Origin of the sequence: Seohaeicola nanhaiensis (genome assembly GCF_042654245.1) — a bacterium.
Classification (GTDB): domain Bacteria; phylum Pseudomonadota; class Alphaproteobacteria; order Rhodobacterales; family Rhodobacteraceae; genus Seohaeicola_A; species Seohaeicola_A nanhaiensis.
Window position 1 is genome coordinate 1 of record NZ_JBHSGI010000023.1, and the last position, 19,793, is coordinate 19,793.

20 protein-coding genes are annotated in these 19,793 nt (G+C 61.5%); 1 reads left to right on the forward strand and 19 read right to left on the reverse strand.

From position 1 onward, the window contains the following. Positions 1-64 precede the first annotated feature (64 nt). From ACFO5X_RS14195 to ACFO5X_RS14285, 19 genes are all read right to left on the reverse strand, one after another. Positions 65-1,117 (reverse strand): NAD-dependent epimerase/dehydratase family protein, encoded by a 1,053-nt coding sequence (locus ACFO5X_RS14195; RefSeq protein WP_380718140.1) that lies wholly within the window; start codon positions 1,115-1,117, stop codon positions 65-67. Positions 1,118-1,297: 180 nt separating this feature from the next. Next, positions 1,298-1,948 (reverse strand): methyltransferase family protein, encoded by a 651-nt coding sequence (locus ACFO5X_RS14200; protein WP_017467753.1) that lies wholly within the window; start codon positions 1,946-1,948, stop codon positions 1,298-1,300. After that, positions 1,945-2,211, reverse strand: coding sequence for a DUF2933 domain-containing protein (locus tag ACFO5X_RS14205; RefSeq protein ID WP_081749914.1), 267 nt, complete (start codon positions 2,209-2,211; stop codon positions 1,945-1,947). Before ACFO5X_RS14205 ends, ACFO5X_RS14200 begins: the two co-directional genes overlap by 4 nt. Positions 2,212-2,318: 107 nt before the next feature. Then, a complete protein-coding gene (locus tag ACFO5X_RS14210; RefSeq protein ID WP_380718141.1) occupies positions 2,319-4,799 on the reverse strand; it encodes a phosphoketolase family protein in 2,481 nt (826 codons plus the stop codon). Positions 4,800-4,817: 18 nt separating this feature from the next. Next, positions 4,818-5,720 (reverse strand): ribose-phosphate diphosphokinase, encoded by a 903-nt coding sequence (locus ACFO5X_RS14215; RefSeq protein ID WP_043847455.1) that lies wholly within the window; start codon positions 5,718-5,720, stop codon positions 4,818-4,820. Further along, entirely contained in the window at positions 5,717-7,225 is a 1,509-nt protein-coding gene (locus ACFO5X_RS14220; RefSeq protein WP_380718142.1) for a thymidine phosphorylase family protein, read from the reverse strand. The genes ACFO5X_RS14215 and ACFO5X_RS14220 overlap by 4 nt, the downstream gene beginning before the upstream one ends. After that, positions 7,222-8,604: an MBL fold metallo-hydrolase gene (locus tag ACFO5X_RS14225; protein ID WP_043847458.1), complete on the reverse strand. Its 1,383-nt coding sequence runs from the start codon at positions 8,602-8,604 to the stop codon at positions 7,222-7,224. Before ACFO5X_RS14225 ends, ACFO5X_RS14220 begins: the two co-directional genes overlap by 4 nt. Positions 8,605-8,606: 2 nt before the next feature. Beyond that, positions 8,607-8,966, reverse strand: coding sequence for a DUF5676 family membrane protein (locus ACFO5X_RS14230; RefSeq protein WP_043847459.1), 360 nt, complete (start codon positions 8,964-8,966; stop codon positions 8,607-8,609). A 109-nt stretch (positions 8,967-9,075) separates the two neighbouring features. Further along, positions 9,076-9,240, reverse strand: coding sequence for a hypothetical protein (locus ACFO5X_RS14235; protein WP_157835932.1), 165 nt, complete (start codon positions 9,238-9,240; stop codon positions 9,076-9,078). Positions 9,241-9,423: 183 nt separating this feature from the next. Beyond that, entirely contained in the window at positions 9,424-10,620 is a 1,197-nt protein-coding gene (locus ACFO5X_RS14240; RefSeq protein ID WP_380718143.1) for a phospholipase D-like domain-containing protein, read from the reverse strand. Between the two features lie 124 nt (positions 10,621-10,744). Further along, the gene (locus ACFO5X_RS14245; RefSeq protein WP_380718144.1) at positions 10,745-11,905 is read right to left on the reverse strand and encodes an NAD(P)/FAD-dependent oxidoreductase; all 1,161 of its coding nucleotides are present in this window, start codon (positions 11,903-11,905) and stop codon (positions 10,745-10,747) included. Positions 11,906-12,197: 292 nt separating this feature from the next. Beyond that, the gene (locus ACFO5X_RS14250) at positions 12,198-12,893 is read right to left on the reverse strand and encodes a CBS domain-containing protein (RefSeq protein WP_185805113.1); all 696 of its coding nucleotides are present in this window, start codon (positions 12,891-12,893) and stop codon (positions 12,198-12,200) included. Between the two features lie 39 nt (positions 12,894-12,932). After that, a complete protein-coding gene (gene petA, locus ACFO5X_RS14255) occupies positions 12,933-13,532 on the reverse strand; it encodes a ubiquinol-cytochrome c reductase iron-sulfur subunit (protein ID WP_380718145.1) in 600 nt (199 codons plus the stop codon). Continuing rightward, positions 13,529-14,374 carry an enoyl-ACP reductase FabI gene (fabI, locus tag ACFO5X_RS14260; RefSeq protein WP_185805115.1) on the reverse strand — a complete coding sequence of 282 codons (846 nt, stop codon included), beginning with the start codon at positions 14,372-14,374 and terminating at the stop codon, positions 13,529-13,531. Before fabI ends, petA begins: the two co-directional genes overlap by 4 nt. Then, the gene (locus tag ACFO5X_RS14265) at positions 14,367-14,546 is read right to left on the reverse strand and encodes a hypothetical protein (protein WP_017469950.1); all 180 of its coding nucleotides are present in this window, start codon (positions 14,544-14,546) and stop codon (positions 14,367-14,369) included. The genes fabI and ACFO5X_RS14265 overlap by 8 nt, the downstream gene beginning before the upstream one ends. A 6-nt stretch (positions 14,547-14,552) precedes the next feature. Next, on the reverse strand, positions 14,553-16,373 hold the full coding sequence (locus tag ACFO5X_RS14270; protein WP_380718146.1) for a DUF3141 domain-containing protein: 1,821 nt from the start codon (positions 16,371-16,373) through the stop codon (positions 14,553-14,555). After that, on the reverse strand, positions 16,309-16,638 hold the full coding sequence (locus tag ACFO5X_RS14275) for a hypothetical protein (protein ID WP_185805116.1): 330 nt from the start codon (positions 16,636-16,638) through the stop codon (positions 16,309-16,311). Before ACFO5X_RS14275 ends, ACFO5X_RS14270 begins: the two co-directional genes overlap by 65 nt. 92 nt (positions 16,639-16,730) lie before the next feature. Next, positions 16,731-17,357: an RNA polymerase sigma factor gene (locus tag ACFO5X_RS14280; protein ID WP_185805117.1), complete on the reverse strand. Its 627-nt coding sequence runs from the start codon at positions 17,355-17,357 to the stop codon at positions 16,731-16,733. 225 nt (positions 17,358-17,582) lie between these two features. Next, positions 17,583-18,479, reverse strand: coding sequence for a DMT family transporter (locus ACFO5X_RS14285; protein ID WP_017469163.1), 897 nt, complete (start codon positions 18,477-18,479; stop codon positions 17,583-17,585). Between the two features lie 249 nt (positions 18,480-18,728). On the opposite strand from ACFO5X_RS14285, the gene ACFO5X_RS14290 reads away from it, so the two are divergent. Beyond that, complete coding sequence (locus ACFO5X_RS14290; protein WP_380718149.1) at positions 18,729-19,463, forward strand: RNA polymerase sigma factor; 735 nt, start codon at positions 18,729-18,731, stop codon at positions 19,461-19,463. Positions 19,464-19,793: the final 330 nt, after the last annotated feature.

Consider the following 19,793-nt stretch of genomic DNA (forward strand, 5'->3'; position numbering starts at 1 on the left):
CAGGATGAATCACAGATCAGCCCTCAAGGGAATCCATTCCGATTCAGGTTTTGCGTCGGACGCTTTAATTTGGCCTTTGCCAAGCGTTCGTGTGTATGGCCGCTCCGCCTGCCAAGTGGCGACGCAGACCGCTCAGCGCCTGCTCCAGATCAAGGTGGTCAACAATCGAATTGGCCCCTGCCTGTCGCGCATCGCCGAACCGCATTGCATCAAGTGTCACCAATATCATCGCAGCCGTCAAATCAGCCTGATCGCCACCTTCGAACAGGTTCGCGGCAATCTCTTTGCCGTCGCGATCGAACGCAACCGCCGCGATCCGTGTTCTAAATTGCCCGAATTGCGGCAGCCACTCTGAAAGCTTTGTCAATCGCCGGGAATGCTCTGACATCCAGCGTCCGAGCCAAAGCCGTTGTGCCACTGCAAACAGGCGTGTGACAAATGGCGGATCGACGGCCAGGTAATGGTGAACACGGACTTCGCGTCCGCCAGGATGAATTCCCTCATCGGGAAACGCCACATCGAGCGCCAGTCTCGGCGCCTCGTTCTGTGCGAAACTAAACCACCAGGGGTGCGTGCCAGGAAATACAGACCGGCCCGTCACCGGGTCGTCATAAGGCTGTCCAAGCGTCCGAAAGAACCACTCAGACGCTGCCTTCCCGTAGTGACGGCCCATGCCAAGCTCGACTCCGATACGCAGCGTCTCTACCCGTTTGTCGCTTGCCAGAGCTGCCGCCATCAATGTGCTGAGACCCGGAGCAGTTCCAACACCCGTCACAAGACACCCGTTTGTCCCGTCCGCCGCCCGGATCAGGGCGTGGACATAGCTCGGCGTCGCCGATGTATCGAGCACCGTACCGCCTCTTGCGAGAATTTCAGCGACCAGCCCCGGCGGTGTCGCTTCGGTCAGATTTACGACCATGGCGTCGTCGGGAAGTGAATGGGCCGCGTCGGGGCGCGCCACGTCGAGGGCTGTGTAAACCACGTTTTCATGCGCCGTTTCAACCGCACGGTTTCGCCTGGAAACCGCCCAAACCTTCCATTCCTGATGGTCGGAAAGGAGGCGAACAAGCCGCGACCCGACATCACCGGATCCTCCGAGGATCACCAGATTGCTCACTCCGTTCACCCTCTTGGTCTCGGCGCTTCTAAATCGCAAATCCGTCTTGCATTTCCGATATCAAACTCAATCTTCGATCAATTCGCAGGCGAGCGCTCGATCGTCGGCAAAAACTGACGCCGCTCCGGTTTCCCGATAGCCAGCTTGCGCTCTGCAAAAAACGGAACAGAACGCTTGCGTTCATTGCGCGGCAACTTCCCGGAATCGAGGCAGAAACGCCGGAACATTCTCTGCATATCTCTCCCATGCCTCGCCAAACCGGGCCCGACTGTCGGCCTCCTCGCTCTTGGCAAGTCGCGCATACATCCAGACCAGAACCGGGAACATTGCAAGCGTGAGGATTGTCGGCCATTGCACGAGGAACCCTGCCATGATGAGAACGAACCCCACATATTGCGGATGCCGTATCCGGGCGTAGGGACCCGTGACCGCCAGTCGCCCGGCCCGCTGTGCTGCCCAGAGATGGTGCCAGGCCACCGAGATCAGCCAGAAGCCCCCACCGATGAATGCAAAGCTGAGGAAATGGAACGGCCCGAAATGCGGGTTCGCTTCCCAGCCGAACATCATTTCCAGAAGGTGCCCGCTGTCATGGGCGAACCAGTCAATCCCCGGCCAGTTGGATTGGAGCCAACCCGACAGGAAAAAGATCGTCAGCGGAAACCCGTACATCTCGACAAAAAGTGCCACGATGAAAGCACTGAATGCGCCGAAGCTGCGCCAGTCACGCGATGTCTGTGGCTTGAAGAAACTGAACGCGAACAGAATGAAGACCGCCGAATTGATGAACACGAGCAGCCAAAGCCCGTATGACGATCCCGGGTCGCTCGTCATTTGTCATCACCCGATCCGCGGCCGCCATGTCCGCCGTGGCCACCATGACCGCCATGCATGAAGAAATGCATGCCAACACAAAGCAGCAAAGGGAGCCAGATCAGCAACCCGCTGCCCAGAATGTGCACCCGATGCTCGTAACCCAGCAGTAGTCCACCAAGGATGAGCGCAAAGATCAGGTAGATGCCCGCGCGTGATTTCCAGAACGAGGGCGGCCTCGGCGGATTGTCATTATCCAAATGTTTTTCGTGATGTCTTGTCATAACACATTCCCGTAGTCAGTTGTGGATCGAGGGGACATGAAACCAGCCCCCACGCGTCGGAGCCATTCGCGCAGTTTCTGCAAGGTTATGGCCAGTCTTTTTTCGCGTCATACGTCATGTCCCTTGAAAAGAACTCCTGCGGGCGCGCGACGTCCCTGAACCGCATCGAATTCGGCTTCTGTCAGAAAATCAAGCGCCCGCCGCCCCGTGACATCCGCCGCAGCCGCAAGAACATGCGCCCAGGTTGATCGGTTGGCGAACAGCATTCCGTCTGCATCGAGTGTGCCACCGCGACCGCAGAACCCGAGGAATCTCGACTTCCGCGATCCGGTATCGAGGCGGCGGAGGAGACCGCCGAGCGGCTCCGGCCTGGTATGCGAGACAAAGACCCGGGCGCCTGCCGTTTCGGGAAAGAACATTTCGAGCGTCGCGTCGGAGGCGGTCATCTTCGCCTCATGATCGTCGCGGGGGCTGCGGAACCGTCCCGGCTCGACCATCACGATGACACGGTGCCGCACGCTCTTTTCTTTCAGGCGATCCGACGCCGTGAGAGTTTCGGCCAGTTGGTAGGCGCCGACGGCGACCAGGATCAATTCCGGGTCATCGCCACCGACATCGCGCAGGCAGACCGCGCCGTCGGCCAGCACCCGTTGCGCCAGTTCGGGAGATAGCACGTCTGGAACTTCGCGCTTGGGAACCACCATCGTCCAGATCGCCCCGTGTGATCGAAAGACATCCCGCAGGCATGCGACGGCACTGTTCCAGTCCACAGGAAACACGACGCGAGAGAGATCGGACATTTCCGCCCACATCGTTTCGGCGGCGGTCGTGTCCTGATGCGACAGCTCGTTCTTGCCATTTTCCCACGTATGCGAGGTGAGGACAACCGGCAGGCCAAGCCAATAGGGTTGGCGACCTGCGGCGATCAATTGCCGCGTGAAGATCAAATCCTGGCGCAAAGCGCCAAGCATTTTCGTGGCGAAGGCTTCGTAGGAGACTGCCAGATTGAGACCGCTCTTGTTTCCCAGAACGGCGCATATGACGGCTTCTTCGTTAAGGGCTGTTATCACGCCACCGGTCTCGGATTCCGGCATCCCGGGCTCGGGGGCGGTCACACGATGCTTCAGCAGATCTAGGGTCGCGTTCATCCTGTTGCTGCGCATTTCATCAGGGTTGCCGACGCGGGCGCGCAGGCCGGGATTGGCGAGGACAAGCGCTTCGAAGTATTGGTCGAGACCTTCCATCGGCGAGACGTTTCTGCGACCCTCAGAGGCGTGCCACGGCGGTTCGGGCAGGCTGGGCGTCACCGCCGGGCGCGAGATCAGGGGATGGGCCCGCTCCTTGGGACGTCCCGAGGCGTCATGGTTGTTGAGCGCAAGCACCGCATCCGACAGGTCTTTTGGCGGCACCCAGAGGTTCGCGGCACCTTCGTTGAAGTCACGGCGGGCGGCCGCGTCGGTTCGCGGATTGCCCTCGAGCGGCAGGTTATGCGCACGGTTCGTGCCGGCGCCGGGAAATCCGATACCTTTGACCGTCTCCGCGATGCCGTAGTGTAGACGGATCGCAGGTGCTTCGTCCTTTTCCCGAACGGCCAGGGCTTCGGCGGCGAGACGTTCCTCGATCTCAAAGATCGCCCAAGCGAAGGCTGCCGGATCGCGCCCGTCCAGATCGATCGGATCGAAACCGTTCAGCCGCAGGTGCCGACGGAACCAGTCCACGCCGCCGGATTGCGCCATTGTCGTGCGCTGGTCGATCCGTCGACCGTTCGCGATCATGATCGGGGCGACCGGCCCGGTGTCTTTCGAACGCCACCAGCGCGGTGCCCAGTCGCTTCCGCGCTGTTCTTCGAAAGCACCGTCACTCATGAACGCCACAAGATGTTCACCGGGCTGAGGCATGTGCCCGTAGAGCAGTCCGGCAAAGCCGAGATAGCCGCCTTCGATGAGACCGCCGGCGGTATGCGCGTTCACATGGCTGCCGAGCGCAGATGCGGGGCGTCCCTCTGCGGTGATCTCGTAGGAATAGAAATCCCGAACGAAGCGCGTCAGGCCGGGATCGGAAAACGAGTATCGGTTCTCCTGTTCGGACGACATGTTGTTGACGATGAGGTTCACCGCGTCGATCGCGGCAACGCAATGCCCCTGTCCCATCAGCCAGGATCGTGTCATGCCGCCAAGCGCGTTTGCAGCCAGATAGCCGACATAGGCTGGAACCATGTTGAGCGACCCGCCGGTATGACCATCGGGACCGGCTTTGAAATCCTCGGCGTCAAGCGGTGTCCCGTCCGTGCGCACGTTTCGCGCATAGGTCATATGCACCACGAGCCACATTGCCGCCTTCGTGATGCGATCTGCTGCGGCGAGGATACGCCAGGCTTCGGCCCTGTCGCGCACTCGCCCGCGACGCTCGAGAATATCGACCATGTCGTGGACCCGCACCTGTGTCAGGTCGTCATGGGCCGCAAGACCCGCGCCAAGCACCCAATCCGCAAAGGCCGGTTCGTTGCCACGATAGAGAGCGGCCCGATCCCTTGTCCGCACTTGCCCGGCGGCCGGCGTCTCCAAGTGCCTGTTGTGGTTTTCGGACATCCTGATTTCCCTGCTTCTCTAGTCGATGCTTGTGCCCGCTCGCACCCCAAGCGACCCGAATGCTTCAGCCAGAACGTCGGCGATTCCGATCGCATTCGATGGATGCGGTATGGTGTCGGTGGTGATGATCCTTGCGGCACCGGCTGCCAGAATGTCATCATGTGCGGAACCGGCGAAAACCGCGTGGATCACGAGGCACACCGGCGCGCGGCTGCCCGCCGCAACGAGCCGTTCAATGGTGCGCACCAAGGTCCGTCCCGAAGAGGCGATATCGTCCAGGATCACGGGCGTGCCATCGCGCAACACGGCACTTTCCGGCACGCTGACCTCGACCTGACGGTCGCCGGTCCGGACCTTGCGCAGCACTTCATAGGGCCGTCCGGCCAGCCGGGCCACCTCGGCCACCCATTGCTGGCTTTCGCTATCGGGGCCCAAAAGAACAGCGTCGGGCAGGTTAGTCTTGATCCAGTTTGCAAGCAGTGGGGCGGAAACGGCGCGCACCGCTGGGATCGGGAAAACCTCCTCCAGCCGAGCGATCCGGTGCAGATGCGGATCGACCGTCACCAGCCAGTCGAAACTTTCACCCAGGAAGTGCGCGAAAAGCCGCGCGCTGACCGCCTGCCCAGCCTCGAAACGGCTGTCCTGCCGCATGTAACCGAGATAGGGTGCGATCAATCCGACGCGGCGCGCGCCCATCTCGCGGGCCGTCGCCGCGGCGAAGCGCAACGGCAGCGCATGATGGTCTGGATTGCGTAATGTCGCCAGGAGCGCCACGTCGGCCCCGTCCAGATCGCCCGGCAAGGTCATCAGGCTTTCGCCATCGGGGAAATGGTGCCAGTCGAGCGTGCGCAATTCCGCCCCCATCGCGAGTGCCAGAGTTTCGGTCAGTAGCTTCATTTCGGGAAACGGTATGAGGATCATGGGCCCTCCTCGGACAGCGTGAGAACCCCGGTTTGGGATTCGGCATAGGCCAGGGCATAGGCCAGTTCGCCCGCTGTCTCGGCATGGAGTTCATAGAGCGGCTGGCCCTCGTCCACCCGGTCGCCCAACCGCACCAGCAAGCGAATGCCTGCGCATTTCTGACGCGGCGCGCCTGCCAGCTTGGCGATGCGGGCGATCCGGCGGTTATCCACGGATGTCAAAAGGCCCGCGTGGGGGGCGTGTATCTCGATCCGCTGCGCCGCCGTTCCGGGTTCCCGGAACCCGCCCTGCGCCTCACAGATCGCCATGAACCTGGCCTCAGCCGCGCCGCTATCCAGCAGAGCCCGGGCCCGGTCTCGTCCCTGCCCCGCCACGCCGTCGGGAGCGAGGTCCAGAAGATGCCCGGCCAGATCCAGCGCCCTTTCGCGCAGGTCCGCAGGCGCATCGGGCGCGCGTCGCAGGACCGCCAGCACGTCGATGGCTTCCAGCGTCGGGCCGATGCCGCGCCCGACCGGAGCGATGCCGTCGCTGATATGCAGCGCCAGGTTCAGACCCAACGCATTGCTGACCGCTGACACACGGACGCCGAGTGCCTCGGCAGCCTTCTCAGAGCGCACCTTGGCCGTGGGTCCGACCGGCATGTCGATCAGGACATGCGTGGCACCCGCCGCGGCCTTCTTCGACAGTACGCTTGCCACCAACTGACCGGTCGAGTCGAAATCAAGCGGGCGTTCGACACGAATGAAATGATCGTCGGCGGGGCTGAGGGCGAGCCCGCCACCCCAGACGATGCACCCGCCTTCTGCTTCGACTACCCTGCGCAGCGCGGCGGCGTCGAGCGCAACGGGTGCCATGGCCTCCATCGTGTCGGCCGTCCCTGCCGGCGACGTGATCGCACGGCTGGACGTCTTGGGAATCAGGTGCCCCGCTGCGGCGATGATAGCAACCACGATCGGCGTCGTTCGATTGCCCGGCAAACCGCCGACGCAATGCTTGTCGAGAATGGTCCGCCCTCCCCAGTCGAGCGTCTGCCCGGCGCCCTGCATGGCGCGGGTCAGTGCCACGGTCTCGGGCTCATCCAGCCGCTCACCCGCACAGGCGGTGACGAAAGCGGCAAGCTCGAGATCGGACAGCCGGCTGTCGAGCGTGTCGCTCACGATTGCCGCGAACCCAGCCTGATCCAGCCTGTCGCCATAGGCTTTCGACCGGATCATCGACGCGGAAACGGGCGGTTCGGGATGAGAAAACGCTCCCTTGTCCCCTGCTCGCGCACCAAGCGCCGCCCAAGCCGAGGCGGACAGCGCCGCCTGATCCACGCCAAGCCACGCTCCGCGGCCAACGACATTCAGGGTTGCGATGATCCAACGGTCCTCCAGGTCGATCCGCACACGGGTCTGGGCCGCGAACCCCTCGGAGCGACAGATGTGGCAGTCTTCGTTCATATAGACGACCGGTTGCCGGTAGGTGTCGATCCCGGCGGGGACAAGAGCAAGCGTATCGGTCATCGCGGCCGGTCCAGATAGACGGATTCGAGGTGCTCCGGGACGCGCACGGATCGTCCAAGCTCGTGTTTGACGCGAAATCTCAGGGTGTCCGCAGCCGAAGGTTCCCCGTGGGTCAGATAGGTCATCGTGGGTGCGGGACCGGCGGACATCCAGCGCAGGATTTCGTCGGCATCGGCATGCCCGGAAAAGGACTGGAGCTGAACCACTTCGGCCTCGATCGGGAACTCTCGTCCGAACATGCGCAAGGTTCGCGCGCCATCGGCCAGCACCGCGCCACGTGTTCCGCCGGCCTGAAAGCCGGACAGCAGGATCGTGTTCCGCCTGTCGCCGCCAAAGCTTGCCAGATGGTGCAGGATGCGCCCGCCGGTCAGCATTCCGCTGGCGGAGACGATGATCATCGGGCCCTGGCGCGTGTTCAGATCCTTCGATTGCTCGACCGTGTTGACGCGCTTGGCAATCTCGAACATCGCGACGCAGTCTTCGCGGCTGACGTGATGCTCTGCGTGGTGGCGGTGATAGATATCGGTCGCATCCACGGCCATCGGGCTGTTGAGGAACACCGGTACATAGGGAATGTCCCCCCGCGCCATGAGCCGCGCGATATGCAGCATCACCCCCTGCGCCCGTCCGACCGCAAATGACGGGATCAGTACCGTGCCGCCACGGGCAAACGTGCGCTTCAGGACTGGGGCCAGTTCGGCCTCGGGGTCGGTATCGGGATGGGAGCGATTGCCGTAGGTGGATTCGCAGACCAGCACATCGGCTCCACCGAACGGTTTCGGCGGCCGCATCAGCGGATCGGGATCATGGCCCAGATCGCCGCTGAAATGGACGACCCTGTCGCCGATCTCGAAACGGATCTGGGCGGCGCCCAGAAGGTGCCCGGCCGGGATGAAACGGGCGGCGACCCCGTCGCCGAGGTCGATCCTCTGATCGAAGCCATGCGGCCGAAGGCGTTCCAGCGCCGCCTCTGCATCCTTGAGCGTATAGAGCGGTTTGGGGTTCTTGTGTTTGGAAAACCCCCTCCGGGCGGCAAAGCGCGCCTCTTCTTCCTGAATGTGTCCGCTGTCGGGCAGGATAAGCCCGCAAAGGTCTGCTGTCGCCTCGGTGCAGTGGACCCGGCCGCCGAACCCCGCCCGGATCAGCGCCGGCAGGTATCCCGAATGGTCGAGATGTGCATGTGTGAGCAGCACAGTGTCGATCGTGTTCGGACGCACGGGAAACGTTTTGCGGTTGCGTTCTCGCAGGTTCTTGAACCCCTGGAACAGGCCGCAATCCACGAGAATGCGCCGTCCCATGGCCTCGATCAGATAACGCGATCCCGTCACGGTCCCGGCGGCACCCAGAAAGCGTAGTTTCGGACGTGTGATTTGTGTCATGCCTAAGTCTCCCTATTCGCGATGGCGTTGAAGAGCCCGCCGAAGATCAACGCGGCATACCAGCCATAGAGAAAGCTCTCGACCAGACCGACGATGAAGCCAAGCGGTGTCAGCCAGACGAACCCTGGCAGCAGGCCGGACCAGGTCTGGTACATCGCATAGCCGGGAAAGATCAGATCGAACGCGATGCAGACCAGATAGGTCACCGCCAGAAACAGGCTCAGCGCCCAGCCCAGCGGCACAAGTGGCAGGCGCGCGCGCCCCGTCGCGGTATCCGCGCCCATGACACATGCCCCGCACGTCATGCGCAGGGCCAGGAAAAGGATCGCCGCGACTGCGGTGAAATAGATGATAGGCATCATGGCTTGTTCCCTCCTCGCCGCCGGTGGGACCGGTCCGCAAGAGCCTTGCTATCCGGCGCCGCCGTGCCGTGGCTCGCGCGGGACGCAGATCCCGCGCGGGGGTGTCGTGTCAGTGGCCGCAGCAGCAGCCGGATTTGGCCGGCGTCTCCTTGGCGGATTCCGTGACGCGCGGCTCGGGCTTGGCTTGGCCCTGCGCGTCGGATTTGCCGCCGCAACATCCGGTCGATTTCTCGGCGGCGCTGGCTTGCTTCGGGGTATTGGAAAGACTGTCCATCTGGACCTCCTCTTGTTGCCTTCGTTCTATAGACGCGGCTCGACGGACAGCATTACAGGAATTCGGACATTGGCGCGTTTGCAGTGTGAGGATGCGGGCGGTCTCGCAGGCCGGAGGCAGTCGTTTGGCAGCTCCGACCGGGACGCCCGATCCGGGCTGGCATGGGTCGAGCGGTTCTGACAGCTACAGCAGTCGTCGCGCGGCCCAGCCAATCGCCTCCAGGCCACGCGCGCGCAAGCCGCGGCGGTGCCACGCCGGCTGGGTGATTTCAGCGGCCTCTGCGAGGTCGCCCAGATACTGCGCCTGCAGTTGCTCGGCCAGGGTCCGATCCCGAGCGATCAACACGAGCTCCTGGTTGATGAACAGGCTTCGGTAGTCGAGGTTTGCCGAGCCCACGATCGACCAAGCCGCGTCGATGACCGAAGTCTTGGCATGCAGTTGGCGCGGCAGGTATTCATAGACCCTCACGCCCGCCGACAGAAGGTGCGCATATGCAGCCCGAGTCGCCCAGCCGGCGACCGGCGGATCGCTCCGGCGGGGGACCAGCAAACGTGCGTCCACGCCGCGCCGGGCGGCGGCCTGAAGCGCGCGGTCGACCACGGTTCCAGGACTGAAATATGGTGAGGTCAGATAAACGTGGGTTTGCGCCATTTCGATCAGCCCCGCATGCAGACAGGCAAGCCGCTTGCGGCACAGGCGCGAGTAGCTCGGCACCAGCAACCCCTCGATCCCCTTGGTATCATCGGGAATCGCGCTGGCCGGAAGCTGGCCAGCGTCAAGCCAGAGTCGCTCGAAATGCCTGACAGCGAGCTCCACCAGCGGGCCCGCGACGCGCACATGGGTGTCTCGCTGACGGGTCTCGCCGTGAAGTCGGCGCGAGTTCAGTCGGCGTATGTTGAAACCGCCCAGGAATGCTTCCCGGCCATCGACGACCAGAAGCTTGCGGTGGTTGCGTTGCAGATATCTCAGCGGGTGCAGCAGGCTGAAGGGGCGAAACCAGCGGAACCGGACCCCGGACTGTTTCAATTCGTGTCGCAGCCTGCGAAAGTTTCTCTGGCCGGCACCGAAGGCGTCGAGGTGCAGCCGCACGTCAAGGCCGGCGCGCGCTTTTTCCGCGAGCGCGGCCACGAAACGCGCGCCGACCTCGTCGGCCGCAAAGATATAGGACTCCATGCGGATTTCGCGCGTCGCGCGCTCAATCGCGGCGATCATCTCGTCGAAAAGCACATCGCCTTCGACGAAAAGCCGGAACGTGCCCTCGCCCTCGCCGAGGTCCGGCACACACATCGCAGCGCGCGCATGTTTGCTCGACCGCGAGACGCCCGTTGCTTTGCGGCTGATACCGTCCGCCCGAATAAAATTTCTGTCAAAGACGCGCATGGTTCCCGCTTAGCGCATCGTGAATCTGGCAGCAACGTCAGGGTCGTCGACTGGTGCGCCGCTTCCTGATATGATGGCGCGAGAACCTGCTTTGATCTCGATGGTGGCGCGATGGCCAGGGCGGTCAGACACCGGACGGATCATGGAGACCGTGCTGGCACCAGACGCAATCGCAAACGACATGGTCGCAACTGCGGTCTTTGAGAGGTTCGCGATAGCGAAACCGGGCGAGCGGCAGCACGAGGCGCTTGGTAAACGACAGCCGATAGGCCGTCGCCAATACCGAGCGGGTGTCGTTGGCACCGAGTTTTCCGATCAGATAATCCAATCCGCGCGCGCCGGTCCGGTTGAACATGAACCGGTTGACCACGCCGGCACTCAGGCCCGGCTGCAAACTCTGCCGCCAGGCCCTGGAGTAGTCGGTGCCGCGTACCAGGCTCTCTGCCGCCAGTTGGCCCGTTCGCATCGCATAGCGCAACCCGAATCCTGCCAGCGCGTCCTGAAAACCCGCGTGCTCGCCGATCACCGGGTTTCCGCCCTGCATCGCTGTGCGTGGCAATCTGACATTCCCGAAACCGCCGAAGCCGCGCGCATTCTGCATTTGCAGCCCGGCGTGACGTTCGAAATACGACACCGTCGCTGCAAGATAGTGCGCCTGATCGCGAAAGCCCGTGAAGATGCAACTTGCCACCGTTCCGCGTCCTTCGTTCACGAGCAGATAGGCGTAGCCCTTCGGGGCAAGTTCCGGCCCAAACGCAAGCCAGGCACCATCGGGCATGGCCGTGTCAAAGACGTAGCCGACCGCGATGATATCAGCACGGCGCGGTCCGCCTGCCAGTATCATGTTCCCCGACGTGGCCGTGACCCGATCGTTGAACCGCACCTCGACACCGGCCGCCTGGGCCTGAGCCAGCGGGGCGCGGTCCAGCGACCCCGGCGCGCTGCCTCGCCGCAAGAGATAGAAGAGAGGCTTTGCTCCGTGCACCCGGTGGGTCCGTGCGCGGCTGTCGAAGACGACGCCTTCGGTAAGGCCGCTATGATCGAAATCGGCCTCTATTCCGGCCTCGGCGAGTTCGTCCAGAACGTCCTGCGCGTCGGTCCAGTTCTCCAGACCCTGAAAATCGTCATGGAAACGGTGACCGACATCCTTGTGCCATTCACGCACCGTGACCCGGCGGTTGGCCTTGGCCAGAACTATCGCGCAGACGAGGCCCGCGGGCCCGGCTCCAACAATTTCAATCTGGTCATCGCTGGCGGCGGAATGGTCGGGCACAGGTGCCATCATCCCGCCGCTTTCCGGCGCCCGGTACCCTCGTGCATTCTGGAGTCCAGAGTGCAACCGCAGGATCCACCGACCGGTACCATGCGGCAGAGGACAAGCCTGTCAACCAGTTTATGCGACGATGCCAGGCATCCTTCCTCTGCCGAACCTTGTGTAAACGCCTGCGGGGTCTGATCCCCCCGCAGGCCATTTCTCCATGATCTTCTGCACCACATCAGGGCCTTTCGAACATGCAGGAAACTTTTCCGGCCTGCAGGCCATGCAAATGGTGCGGAGCCTTGGCCGACAGTATTGATCATATGCCGTAGGCCCAAGCCGGAAGTCGGCCCATATGGATGTCGACGCTGCGGACACCAGACACGTTTTCCACCGCGACGCGAATGGCGTTCTCTTCGAAATCGCTGTCGGCAACGCCCCAGACCGCCACATTGCCGTTATCAACTGTGTAGTTAACCAGATTGACCGCTGCACCGGGCACCTCTTTGAGCGCCTCGTCAATCTTGGCGCGCAGCACACGATCATCGTTTGAGGGCTTGGAAAGTGCCCCGTCCGGAATTGCCGACAAGGCATGTAGCAAGTTTGCCCGACTGACGATTCCGACCACGCGCCCCGCACGCAGCACCGGCACCCGTTTGATCCGGTGCTTTTCCAGAAGACGCGCGATCTCGGCGACCGCCGTGTCCTCCTCGACCGAAACGACATCGCGGGTCATCACGTCAGTAACATGGTGGCTGTTGAGCTTGACAAAGTCGTGGGCGGAATCGCCCGACCCGCCCAGCAGTTCGAGCCACCAGGATCGGCGTGGGCCGTCGGTGTCGCGGACGCGCCGCATCAGGTCTCCTTCGCTGACCACTCCCTTGAGGGCGCCGTCCGCGTCTACGACGGGTAGCGCGCTGACGTGATGGTCGAGCATCAGTCGCACGGCGTCCTCGATTTTTCCGTCCTGCGGGACGGAGATCACGGACGTCGTCATAATATCCTTGGTTTGCATGTCGTTGCCTCCTTCGCAAGTAATGGGTCGATGCACCGATCAGGTGCCGATCACCAGTTGCAGGTCATCGCCCAAATCATAGGGTGGGATGTCAAGGTTGCGTGGTGCTGGTCCTTTCCGTATCCGCCCCGACGTGTCGTAATGCGATCCGTGACATGGGCAGAACCAGCCGCCGAATTCTCCGACTGCGGATCCGTCCTGACCCAGCGGTATACAGCCGAGATGGGTGCAGACACCGATAACGATCAGCCACTCACCAGCTTCGTCCGCCGTTCGGTTCTCGTCTCGCGCGGGAACGTCGCCACTCAGGTTCGGGTTCTCGCGCGCACTGTCGACAGTGTCGACAAGATCGTCGAGTTCGACCGCGCTCGCCGCCTCGATAGCCGCAACAGACCGGCGCCAGACGAAGACCGGGCGCCCCCGCCACTTGACGGTAATGCGCTGGCCCGGTTCGACGCCGGACAGATCGACCCTGACCGTACCGGAGGCGGTCACGTCGGCTGAGGGGTTCATCGAGTCAATCAACGGCCAGACCGCAGCCCCGACGGCAACTGCGCCTGTGGATGCCGTTGCATAATAGAGAAAATCGCGGCGTTCCTTTGCGGTTGCAGGAACAGGGTCGTCTTCGGCATGGGTCATTGTGAATCCTCCCGATTGGCGTTCATCTCGGATGCGACAACAGGGCTTTCGATGTGAACACCCGCGTCTACATGCAATACTTCGCCGGTGATGCCGCTGGTATAATCGCTGGCGAAAAGCAGCGCCGTGCGGCCCACCTCGTCGGCTTCTATGTTGCGCAGCAAGGGTGCTGCGCGCTTGGTCGCCTCTAGAAGGCCCGAAAAGCCGGTCAGCCCCGATGCCGCACGGGTCAGCACCGGACCCGCCGAAATAGCGTTGACACGGATGTTTGACGGCCCGAGTTCATGCGCGAGATAGCGCACCGTGGCTTCGAGCGCCGCCTTGACCGGCCCCATGACGTTGTAGTTTTCCACCACGCGTTCGCCGCCGAGATAACTCAGCGTGATCACGCTGCCACCATCGGTCATCAGCGGTTCGGAAAGATGCGCCATACGGATCAATGAATGAACCGAAACGGCCATCGCTTCCGAGAACCCCGCGGCAGAGCAGTCTGTCAGACGACCGTGCAGGTCGGCGGGGGGCACACTGCCAATGGCATGAAGAATGAAATCCAGCTTTCCCCAGCGTTCTGCGATGGCATCGAAAACGGCATCGAGTTCCTGTGGCGCCTTCACATCGCAAGGCAGGACGATGGGCGCTTCAAGCCGCGCGGCCAACGGTGTCACGTGGGTCTTGGTGCGCTCATTAACATAAGTGATGGCCAGCTCGGCACCCGCCTGCCGGAAGTGCAGAGCGGCGGGCCACGCCAGACTGCGTTCATTCGCGATGCCGATGACCAAGCCCTTGCGACCGGACAGGTCCAAAAGCTCCACGGGATCGCAGCATTCGGGGAAGTCAGGCATCTTCCGATTGAACCCGGGTATCGGCGGAGGCGTCCGGCACCTTCTTCTGTGCAGTTTGACGCTTCGCGGTCTTGCCGTGCTTATGCCCGCCGTGTCCATGCCCGAAGAGATGCAATGCAGCCATCCCGCCGATCACGAGGACCAGAACCCAGTTTTCGATAATCCATTCCATGATCCTTCACTCCTTGTTTGGTATGGCGGTCGGTTGGCCCGCTTGTGTGGTGGTGGCGATGGGGAAACTGCCGTACATCGCGCCAAAGACATGTGTGAGCCATGCATCGCGCGCTTTGCGCAAGGCACCGAGGTTTTCGCCGGTACGCGCGAACAACGCGCGTTCGGCAAGGATGGCGGGATGGTCTTTCGGCAGAGGATCCCGCGTCTCACGCACGGAGTCGGCTGTGGATTTCACCAGCGCCATCCAAGGGTTCACACGCTCGGAAAACATCGTTCTGGTCCATCGCATCGGATGCAGGGCGCGCAGCATCTCGGCACTGGCAGGGGACGTCGCGGCCTTGATCCAAGGGCTAACAAATGTCGAATAAGCCGCCTCGTTGATCCGTGACATCTGCGCGACCTGGGCCAGCGCTCCATGGTCTGACCCAAAACCGAGATCGTCGACGTCGCGCGGCTCGAAACGCACGTCGTAGTCGTCGGTCTTGCGCTTTGCGCCCCCGGAAGGATTATCGATGACCATCTCATAAAGCCCGGGCGCCAGCGCCTCGACCGCCTCCAGGCTTTCCAGGATCGCCCGATGCTGAAGCCGCGCGACGGACCCGGAGACGAAGATGCCCAGATGCCCGACAGTCTCGTGCGTCATGTAGACGATGCGCTGTCCGGCAGCCTTGAGCGCATCGGTGTCAGGATATAGCTTGGCAATCCAGCCCAACGCCTGCTGCGGCGGGGTGATGTTGTCGCCCTCCGAGGCAAAGACGATGATCGGGTTGCGGATCCGTTTCAGATCGATGGTACAATGCGCGTCCAGTTGCATCTCGCCCTGCTCCAGTCGATTGCCGATGAAAAGGTTCTGAGTGATGCCGAGAATTTCCTCGCGGCTCAGCGTATAGTAGCCATTCCACCAGCGTTCGAAGTCGAGGAACCGTTCACGTTCGGTATCGGCATGGGAAAAGAGGTTGGCGTATTTCTCCCAGATCGCCTTTTCAGGTTGCAGGGTCTCGAAGTTCTGCGCCAGCCACGCGCCGTCGAACCGCCCGTCGCCCAGATCGGCGATCATGTGCGCCGCCCAGGATCCGCCCGAGAGCGCGCCGAGCATCCGCATCGGGCTGGTGGCCGCGTCGCCCGACCAATAACTGAGCGGAGAGCCGTTCAACACGATGGGCCCGGTCAGACCGTCGCAATCGGCGGCCAGCAGGGCGGCGGCCCAACCGGCCTGACAATTGCCGTAGAGCACGGGTGCCGCGTTCGGGTGACGGCGGGCGACTTCGGTGACGAAGTCACGCAGTGCATAGTGTACGTCAGCCAGCGTCTGGCCGGGCATGGGTTCTGGAAAGAAGATCACGAAATAGACCGGATGGCCCTCGTGCATCGCCATGCCGACTTCGCTGTCATGCTTGAAGCCGCCGATACCCGGCCCATGTCCCGCGCGCGGATCAATGACGATGACCGGCGGCTTTGCCTCGTCCACGCAATCGTCCCAGCAATCTTCGCCTGCCCGCGTGATCCGGAGCAGTGCATAATTGGCGGGCCGTTCAAAAGTGCGGGCATCCAGCAGAAGCTCATAGTCGAAATCCAGAAGCGGCGGCATGCCCTGACGTTCATGTGCGATCATGTTGTCGGCGCGTTCGCGTAACGTGTCGAGGAACAGCACCCAGCGTTCAAAGGCGTCCTGAGCGTAGGGCACATTGGCACCAGCGGAGGGCCGTTTAGTCTCAGGTGCCGTAAGTTGCTCCGGCGTCACAGTCGCAAGGCGCAGGCTCTTATTCATTGTTGGCTTCCTTCTGTTCATAGATTTCTCTGGATGGCCGCCCTGCAAGAAGCGCAAGTGCGAGGTTCTTTGCGACATCCTCGCGCAGACCGGTCAACAGGTAGGCCGCATCACCGGGCTTGAGGCCCAGTGCGCGCGCCGCTAATTCCGGGGGTTGCTTCAAGATTTCCATGCGCTGGAACAACGCCAATGCCATCGGGGCGTCTGGATGCGCGGAGGCCTCTGCACAATTGCATATCATCCGCGACATGAACTCCGGAACGGCGGCATTCCGCGACGGTTCCGTTGCTCCCGAACGAAAATTCGTCGTCTCCCGTGGCATGATCCCAGTCCTCCTGCTGTGCTGGCCCAAGGCGTAGTCACAAAAGAAGACGTCGATTGGCGAAAAACGTTACAGAACCGACCGCGTTTCGATCAGGAATTCTGCTGCCCTGCTTCGCAATCGGTTTCGTGCTCGGCGTTCTTGCAACCCTCAGGCTGACAATAGCAATCGTCACGGTCATCCCGGCAGCAAGCGCCACAATGATTTGTCAGCGCCTCGCGCAGAGCCGTGCGCGCCCGGTGTAGCCTAACGCCAAGCGCGTTGCGGGTTAGTCCAAGGTCGCGCGCCACATGCTCACGGTCTTCTTCGCCGAAGTCGATGCGCCGGATCAGTTCCGAATCCGCCGGGCGCAGTTCGGAAATCAGACCGCCATGACAGGTGCAGAGCCGTGCCATCTGAGTCGGCGCATCAGCGGTCCAGTCTTCCGGCTCGCGCGCCACCGCCGCGGCCAGTTGGTCACGGCGCGTGCCTTTGCGGAAATGGTCATTCAACGTGGAGCGCAGGATCGCATAGAGCCAGGCATCCATCCGTTCGACGTCTCTGAGTTGGTCCTTGCGCTGCAGCACGCGGATGCTGAAATCCTGCAGGACATCCTCTGCATCCGCCCGGTTGCCAAGCCGTTTGATCAGGAACCCCAGAAATGCGCCACGTCCATCGAGCAACGCACGTTCCGTCGAGGTGTCAGGTACCTTCGGTTTTTCGGTGTCGAGCGATGCCATGACATTCCTGTCCTAATTTTCCGATATTTGCACTGTTGTCGACATGATCATCGCGTCGAGCGTGTTCAATGCTTGCAGGCGTTCACACAGATCAAATTCGCCATGCTCCGTCCCGCCGTATCGAAGGCCAAGACCCACTCTTCCCCTCTGCTAGGAAGCCTCTCACCAACCTTGTCCACAGTCACCAGGCCACATCAATCTATTGATTTAGCGAATTATATCCTATTATGCTCCGCTTTTCTGGCTTTGCGTTCTACCGCTGAGATTGACGAGAACTATACCCGCAATGACCAATACGATCCCGGAAAACTGCACGGCGGAAAGACGCTCGCCAAAGAACAGTGCCCCGATGGTGAGACCGAATATCGGCACCAGGAAGCTGAACACAATCGCCCGGTTCAGTTCCACTTCCTCCAGTACCGAAAACCACAGCCAGTAAACCAGTGCAGAGCCAAACAAGGCCAAGCCCAACAGCGACATTACGAAAACAGATGTCCATTGGATGGCCGTCTGATCTTCAAGGAGAAGCGCCGCCACGGCAAGAGGCACGCTGCCGATCAGCATCTGAAAGCCCATTGCAAAAAGTCCATCGACCTGACCTGCGATGGATTTGATCGCCACGTTGCTGACAGTCACTCCAACCGCAGCCAGAACGATGTAGGCAAAACCGATGGCCGTCCCGTCTCGCGCTCCATCGCCCAATTGTGGCAAGGCGATCACAAGTATTCCCGCGAAACCGATCAATAGGCCACCCCAACCGACCCTCGCCAGTCGCTCTCCAAGCCATGCAACGCCCAACATTGTCGCAAGCAGCGGCTGAGCGTTGGCGATAACCGTGGCGAGCCCGGGAGATACAAATTCTGCCGCATGAAACATGCCGAGAAATCCCAGACTGGTCGCGCCAAGGCCGACGACACCCAGTGTCACCCACGTGCGCCAACCACGCGGAAACGGCCGCTGCAGCCACACCGCAACAAACACCAGGGTGGCCGCAGCCAGAATTGCCCGCAGTGTCGCAAAGGTCAAATGCGGCGAATATTGCAGCCCTGCCGTGATCAGCGGAAAGCACGCCGCCCACAAGAGCATGGCCAGAACGATCTTGGTTATTGTCGTCGGCGACATCGGGATTTCCTTTTTTCAGGTCAGAACCGGCTGGAATTGCGGAGATCTTCCGGCGTGCCAAGTCAGTGTAGAATGATAAGTTTTTCTCGTAGTTGATGATCGCAGTCGCAAGTGTCAACAATTGCGGTGCGGCGGCTTGGCGACAGTGATTGGACGAACCAAACAGACGTTTCAGCGACTGAAACCTTACTGGTTATTAAGACAAACGTCTGATGACCTGTGCTTTATGAGTTCCAGGATGCACGTATAATGAAAGAAACGCAGACGTTTGTGGCAGACGGTGTAACGCATCCGACTTACGAGCGTCGTATTTTGCAGAGGTGTGTGATGAAAAATGACCAAGGCGACAAATTTTCCTTAGTTGACCAGTCCGACGTCGCTGCAAAATCCACCGACGCGGCCGTTCGCCACGCGTTGGTGGAAGGCAGACATCAAATTCTGAAATTCCTGCGTCGGCGACTGGGTGATCCAGAGGCGGCAGAGGATGTCCTGCAAACATTTATGCTGCGGGCCATCGACCGCTCAGAGCAACTTCGTGATGTGCGCGCCGTTCGCGGCTGGCTCAGTCAGATCCTTGTGTCGTCCATAGCGGACCATGGCCGCAAGGTTTCGCGACAGCGACAGAGGGAGGTGGTCATGGCCCCGACCGACCTGGAAGGCGTCCATCACGATTTTGACGAAGAACTGGACGAGGTTATCTGCAATTGTCTCTACAAGTTGTTGCCAACGCTCAAACCGGAATATGCCGAAGTCATCTGGCGGGTCGATCTTCAGGAACAACCGCGAGAGGACGTCGCCAAAGACCTTGGGATCACGTTGAACAACCTCAACGTCCGCGTTCACCGGGGCAGGCAGGCATTGAAGACAAGGTTGCAGCAGATGTGCCTGACCTGCCCGGTTCACGGCTTTCTTGATTGCGATTGCGACGCGGCAGAGAAGGTCCGCGCCCGCCTCGAAGGCCTTGCGGACGAAAGCGAAATCTGAAGAACACGCAGAACCGCGGAGCGATCCTCGGAGCTTTAATGCTGCTGCCTTACACGCGTGCCTGAGACCGAAGCCGCAATCGAAAGATGATCACGATCGCGTTTGATAAGTCGTGGGCTCATGTCCTTCGGCGAACAATAGGCTGCAATCGGGCAAATGTGTACCGAAAGCGCTTGGACCGATACGCCCAATCGGCGCTTTCCTGCTTTCAGGTGCCGACGCAATATGGCTGCGCGCTGTAACAAACACTAGCGCCGGTCGTCTTTTTGAGAGCCGGGGTCGTTCGATGCCCCTTCCAAACTCAGACAAACGCGGAGGCACCGATCATGT

Excerpts from the sequence above, each read along its gene's own strand:
- ACFO5X_RS14225 (WP_043847458.1), bottom strand. The coding sequence starts at position 8,604 with ATGACACAAATCACACGTCCGAAACTACGCTTTCTGGGTGCCGCCGGG.
- ACFO5X_RS14200 (WP_017467753.1), bottom strand. The coding sequence starts at position 1,948 with ATGACGAGCGACCCGGGATCGTCATACGGGCTTTGGCTGCTCGTGTTC.
- ACFO5X_RS14245 (WP_380718144.1), bottom strand. The coding sequence starts at position 11,905 with ATGATGGCACCTGTGCCCGACCATTCCGCCGCCAGCGATGACCAGATT.
- ACFO5X_RS14275 (WP_185805116.1), bottom strand. The coding sequence starts at position 16,638 with ATGCCACGGGAGACGACGAATTTTCGTTCGGGAGCAACGGAACCGTCG.
- petA (WP_380718145.1), bottom strand. The coding sequence starts at position 13,532 with ATGACCCATGCCGAAGACGACCCTGTTCCTGCAACCGCAAAGGAACGC.
- ACFO5X_RS14265 (WP_017469950.1), bottom strand. The coding sequence starts at position 14,546 with ATGGAATGGATTATCGAAAACTGGGTTCTGGTCCTCGTGATCGGCGGG.
- ACFO5X_RS14235 (WP_157835932.1), bottom strand. The coding sequence starts at position 9,240 with ATGGACAGTCTTTCCAATACCCCGAAGCAAGCCAGCGCCGCCGAGAAA.
- fabI (WP_185805115.1), bottom strand. The coding sequence starts at position 14,374 with ATGCCTGACTTCCCCGAATGCTGCGATCCCGTGGAGCTTTTGGACCTG.
- ACFO5X_RS14205 (WP_081749914.1), bottom strand. The coding sequence starts at position 2,211 with ATGACAAGACATCACGAAAAACATTTGGATAATGACAATCCGCCGAGG.
- ACFO5X_RS14240 (WP_380718143.1), bottom strand. The coding sequence starts at position 10,620 with ATGCGCGTCTTTGACAGAAATTTTATTCGGGCGGACGGTATCAGCCGC.
- ACFO5X_RS14250 (WP_185805113.1), bottom strand. The coding sequence starts at position 12,893 with ATGCAAACCAAGGATATTATGACGACGTCCGTGATCTCCGTCCCGCAG.
- ACFO5X_RS14220 (WP_380718142.1), bottom strand. The coding sequence starts at position 7,225 with ATGACCGATACGCTTGCTCTTGTCCCCGCCGGGATCGACACCTACCGG.
- ACFO5X_RS14210 (WP_380718141.1), bottom strand. The coding sequence starts at position 4,799 with ATGTCCGAAAACCACAACAGGCACTTGGAGACGCCGGCCGCCGGGCAA.
- ACFO5X_RS14290 (WP_380718149.1), top strand. The coding sequence starts at position 18,729 with ATGAAAGAAACGCAGACGTTTGTGGCAGACGGTGTAACGCATCCGACT.
- ACFO5X_RS14230 (WP_043847459.1), bottom strand. The coding sequence starts at position 8,966 with ATGATGCCTATCATCTATTTCACCGCAGTCGCGGCGATCCTTTTCCTG.
- ACFO5X_RS14285 (WP_017469163.1), bottom strand. The coding sequence starts at position 18,479 with ATGTCGCCGACGACAATAACCAAGATCGTTCTGGCCATGCTCTTGTGG.
- ACFO5X_RS14280 (WP_185805117.1), bottom strand. The coding sequence starts at position 17,357 with ATGGCATCGCTCGACACCGAAAAACCGAAGGTACCTGACACCTCGACG.
- ACFO5X_RS14215 (WP_043847455.1), bottom strand. The coding sequence starts at position 5,720 with ATGATCCTCATACCGTTTCCCGAAATGAAGCTACTGACCGAAACTCTG.